This window comes from Robiginitalea sp. (assembly GCF_049588695.1).
GTDB lineage: Bacteria > Bacteroidota > Bacteroidia > Flavobacteriales > Flavobacteriaceae > Robiginitalea.
Genome location: NZ_JBAVZJ010000578.1, coordinates 1 through 5,112 on the forward strand (window position 1 = coordinate 1; position 5,112 = coordinate 5,112).

3 protein-coding genes are annotated in these 5,112 nt (G+C 48.2%); all 3 read right to left on the reverse strand.

All coding sequences use genetic code 11. The features are described 5' to 3' along the window. Positions 1-429: glycoside hydrolase family 16 protein (locus tag WBV75_RS13270; protein ID WP_424121066.1), on the reverse strand; the 429-nt coding region annotated here is incomplete at its 3' end. Positions 430-461: 32 nt separating this feature from the next. Then, positions 462-1,874 carry a carbohydrate-binding protein gene (locus WBV75_RS13275; RefSeq protein WP_424121067.1) on the reverse strand — a complete coding sequence of 471 codons (1,413 nt, stop codon included), beginning with the start codon at positions 1,872-1,874 and terminating at the stop codon, positions 462-464. Positions 1,875-1,887: 13 nt separating this feature from the next. Then, the gene (locus tag WBV75_RS13280; protein ID WP_424121068.1) at positions 1,888-5,067 is read right to left on the reverse strand and encodes a glycosidase; all 3,180 of its coding nucleotides are present in this window, start codon (positions 5,065-5,067) and stop codon (positions 1,888-1,890) included. Positions 5,068-5,112 lie beyond the last annotated feature (45 nt).

A 5,112-nucleotide genomic window follows, 5' to 3' on the forward strand; every position in this document is an offset into this window, starting at 1 on the left:
GATCCGGGCTTCAAAACGGCCATACCGCTGTTCGAACTTATCTTTGGTGAGAATCCGGGCGGACGTGTAGGATGATCCTTCGAAATTCTCCTGTTTGGCCGTGATAATCAAATATCCGTTTTGGACAATGATGTTCTCCGGACGATCTGTATAATATTGCAGTTCGTTATTACCCCATCCATCGCCCCGGGTACCAATATTATAATTCCATATGGAACTGTCTGGCGCACCGTCCGCATCAAATTCATCCTGGACTGTTATTTCCGTAAAATTGGCCACCACCTGGTCTTCTCCGTAGCTACAGCCCAGATTCAGGCTTAAAATAGCTGCCAGGAGAATTGTCATTATCAGGCCGGGGAAGCTGCCTTTGCCCTTCCCTTCGGGCGGATGTGGCTTATGCATTCTTATGTTTTCTATTTTCTCAATCATGACACTTTCTTTTCAATTCTTTTTCAGCAGTTCTATTCTTTGTAGAAATAAATATTGTCCAACAGGATATTTGAAATCGTGGCATCTGAAACAAAGAAGTACAGGGCAAGGTTACCTGTATTCAATCCAACAAAATCCGTCAACGGAATATCCAGGCTCACCCACTCCCGGGAGACAAGGGTTTGGTTGTCAAATTCCACAGAAGCCTCCGTATCATCCCCTGTTCCAATGACATTATCCGGTCCGGCATCCACTAATAATACACGGATAAAATCGCCATCGGAGATTTGCTGGTCTTCTACGACTATATCGAGATGGTAATGCGTCATCTCATTGGCATTTACCGTGTTAAGTGTCTTAATTGCCACGAAATTCAAATCGGTATAGCGGATCACATTATCTCCGCCAATATTGATATCTGCCCCACCCAGGGTGGTTTGTCCATCAGGAGTAAAAAATCCGTTATAGTACTCCACAGGGACATTTGCATAGGCATCACTGAATACGGAGATGACATCTTCAGGGTTCCGGGCAGGAGGTAGCGGGGCGGTTTGAAAACTGCCTTCCACCTCGACAGTCAGGGAGCCGGCGGCTTTTACGCCACCGAGTAAAGCGGTTATTGTAGCAGTACCCGTACCCACAATGGTAATCACTCCGGACTCACTGACACGGGCCACTTCATTGTCTGTAGAGCTGAAATCAAAGTAGGCAGGGGCGGCCGACACGGTTTGGTTCCCTCCAGAACCCAGATTAAAAGTCTGGGTCAGGCCCGTAATCGGGATTTCCACATCGAGAAAAGTTGTTTCGACCCGGTCTTCCCCATTAAAGATCGCAGGTTTGGGCTGGCCTAAAGTTCCGAGACGCTCAAATTGCAATTCATCGATCCAGAATGTAAAGCCATCGCCATCCTGGGGTCCTGCAGCATAAAAGAACATGCCTTTTTCTACAGTGAGTAAAAAGGGTTCCGGTATGGGAATGGTGTATTTATTCCATCCGGTACCCAGGCGCAGATTCGGGAGGTTTACCCGATATTTGTTTTCCCCAAAATCAACTCCAAATCCAATTTCATTCACCGTGGCAGCTTCAGTGGCTTTAGCCCAAAAGGTAAGGGCGTCATAGCCCGACAAATCCCGTCCGCCCATGTCTGGAAAAACAGCACCTGCAAAAGAACCTGTGGGATCCCCAAAATTGGGTACATCAAAGCGCATGCTGGTCGTACCCGCGAATTTCACATCAGGATCCACTGAAAATGCATCCAGTTTGGACCCGTCAAAAGGCAGGTATTCGAGGCCTCCGCTAAAACCGTCTATAAATACCTCGGGGTTTGTCGGAAAGGTGGCAAAGGCAACCTGATCAGAAACTTCCCGTTCGCATGCAGTCAGTAGCGCAAGCATGCTGAAAGCCAGTAGTGTATTTTTAAGATAAATAAACCGTCCGTTCTCCATTTTACTTCGTTTTTTATTTACCAATGTTTATGTGAATGTACGTGCGGATCTCCCACTCCGTCCCGTCGGGGAATCCTACCGGGCTGATTATCGGGCTATCTGCAAATTCCAGGGCTCTGTTCGGCGCGTACCTGGGAGAAAACTCGTTCATCGTTCTCCAGGTGCCCCGAATTCCAATCTGGGTATTGGGAAGGACAAACCAATCCGGGATTCCCAGGGTGGTAGATACATCCAACATGAGCTGTACAGGATACGTCAGGTTAAAATCACGGTGGTAATCAAAAGGCCCCCAATCATTTAATTTGAAGGTATGCTGCACCTTCAGTTTTTTATAGATCATCCGAATATCTGCCCCGATACGATCAATTACCCGGGGAGAGTCGCCATTAGCCTGGGCATTCCCAAAATATACATTGGCTACGAGTCCGAAATCCGGGTTGATTTTCGAAACGATACGTGCATGGGTTTCCCATAAATCCCGGGCAGGGACCGAATTGGGAAAAGGAAATAAGGTCCGGTCGTCCTGGAAACCAATCGCTGCATCCATGGTGGTGGGCAAATGCCGGAATACAAAGCCTGCGCTGACGGCAAACGGGGCATCCTCTGCACGGTCATTGTCCCACTCGTACATCCAGGTTCCCGGGGTGGGATCCCAGGTGAAGAGGATCTCCCCTGCCACAGTCTCCCGGTTGGCACGAACCACAAAGGGATCGTCAAGAATATTGCGGAGTCTGCCCGGAGCTTGAACATCATTCGGCATTGGGCCAACAATGGGTTTTTGCCATAAAAAGTTCGGTGCAACCTGCAGGTTCCCGAAGGAATAGGTGAAACCCGAAAGGAAATTGGTTTGATTCCCGCTACCGGTATCCTTGAGTTTCCATCCGGTAAATGTTTTGGTTTGGTCATAGCCACCTCCGGCAACCAGTCCCTGGATAGCCCCCTGGGCATACCAGTTGAACTTTCCTTTGGAGAAGGTGATTTTTGCTTTTCCACCCCAGTTATCCTCGGAATTGACCTCATCCGTATAAATAATGTACTTGGAAGCACCCTCCGGGTTAGTAGGGTCGTAGTCCGGGTTGTCTTCGGTAAACTGGAATTGTCTGCCGTTCAGGGGTTGCCCTCCCCAGATACCACCAATTTGTATTCCAACATCCCCAAATTCCCGCTCGATGGCAATCGTGGCACGCCGCGTCCTTGGCTGGGGTACAGCCAGGGAGGAAACAATGGTTCCAAAGTCGTCAATATCCTCATGGAATACCCCGGTAACATCAAATTTTCCAATCTTCCTACCGTATTTCAAGAGGACTGCCGGGTTCGCACCCCACCACAGCTGGGGCCCGAAAGCTGCTTTTAGACCATCAATGGCGCGTTTTCCGTCGATTTCAAATCCTGCGATTTCACCGTTATAAATATCCAGGTTCGGCCCGTAGTTGGCCTCCGGGTACAATCCGAAAAAGTCCCCTTCATACCCCCAATGGTAATGTCCGGTTCTGTAAAAACCCCTGACATCGAAATCTTTGGCGTTCCACTCAAAGGAAGCGTTGTAAACCCGCACCCTGTTTTGGTCTGTAACCAGAACTTCTTCGCCCTCTTCATTGACCACAGTAACAGGCCTTCCGACGTTTTCATAAAAGATCTCGTCTATCGGGTTGGTCGCCACATTTCCCAAAACATTGAAGTTAACTTCGGCCCGCACATTGGAGGCGGGATTCCCTTCAATACCAAAGAAAAAGGATTGCATATGATCAAAACCAAGTTCGTCCGGGAACTGGGTTACATCCGGATCCGGACTCTCAGGTGTGGTAATCAGCGAACCCCCGGTGTTGTATGTCGTCAACCGGGCCTGGAGATTGCTTACCCGCAACAATTTGCTGCTTTCCCCAACCAGGGCTGCTTTGTCTCCCCGGGCCCTCAGGACCGCATCGGTGAGCTCGATATTATTGAAATAATTCTCAACAAATTCGGCGTTCACTCCGGCCTCGTAAGGATCCAATTGATGCGCTTCTTTTAACGCATAATAGGCTGCCCTAGGGTACAGCTCATAAAGGCCCCTGGCATCGGTTTGCCCTTTTGCCATAACCCCGAACCATTCCTCATTCATATTGTTTTCGCCTTCAGCGAGCAGGTCAATGTCATACCCTCCATTAGACCAGGAGGCATTGTTATCGTGGACATCGGCGTTTTTCCGGTCATCAAAGCCGTATTTCCACCATCCATCGCTAAACTGGAAGGTAAAACCCCCAATAGAATTTCCCGCCTTGCCAAGCCCGGCCGCATTTGCATAGATCTCTTTCCAGTTGCCCACCATATAAAAGGCCTGGGCCTTCTGATCTTCCTTATTATCTATAGCGTTAAAAGCATCCGCCCCGAACTCCGTAAGCATAATCGGCATATCGAGCTTCTCTTTTACCACGTCAAACATGTCCCCAAAGGACAGTCCCCGGTAGACGTTTGTTCCATATACATCTACATCCGGGCACTCCTCGGCAATGATATCTATAAACAGGACATCCCCATTACAAATGGCCACGGGGTGGTTTCCATCCATGGCCTTCATCCTTTTGGAGGCTTCGTTCATCAGGCGATACATGGGTCGGCCTCTATTTTCGCCTACATATTGTTTTTCCTCTTCATCATCCGGAAAATCCTCGGTTTCGGCTCCTGCCCAAAAAAGGCCGTAATTATTCTCATTTCCCAACAGGTACATCAGGAGTCCCGGGGTGTCCTTGTAATCGCGGACCAAATTCTCCACCTCGGACAACAAAAACTGTTGGGTCTTCGGGTCCGAATAGTCCGTAATTTCAATCCAGACCCCGTCGATGGTAAGACCGTAGCGTCCGAAGGAATGGTTCAGCAATGTATAAATGCCGTATTTCTCATATATATAACGGATCCATCGTGCAGGAACTCCCGTATATTGACGAATGACATTAACGTTCATGTTTTTCAGCAAGGACATTTCTGTATCGAGCCCGGCCTTGATCACATCATCAGATTTTTTCCAGAATTCTGCAGTTATTGTATTTGTCCCTATCGGAATATAATCCCAGTTCATCCCATTGATCATGAAATCCTCTCCATTAACCTTCAAACGCATCCCATCCGAATCCCTGGAAATAGATACCTGGTCTGTTTGGGCAAATGCACCAGCCGTAAAAAGGAGGAGAATGAAACCAATAATGCTGTTCTTCATAATGCAAAAGTTTGGATTAGCGCAATGCTGTAATTCTTTATTTTA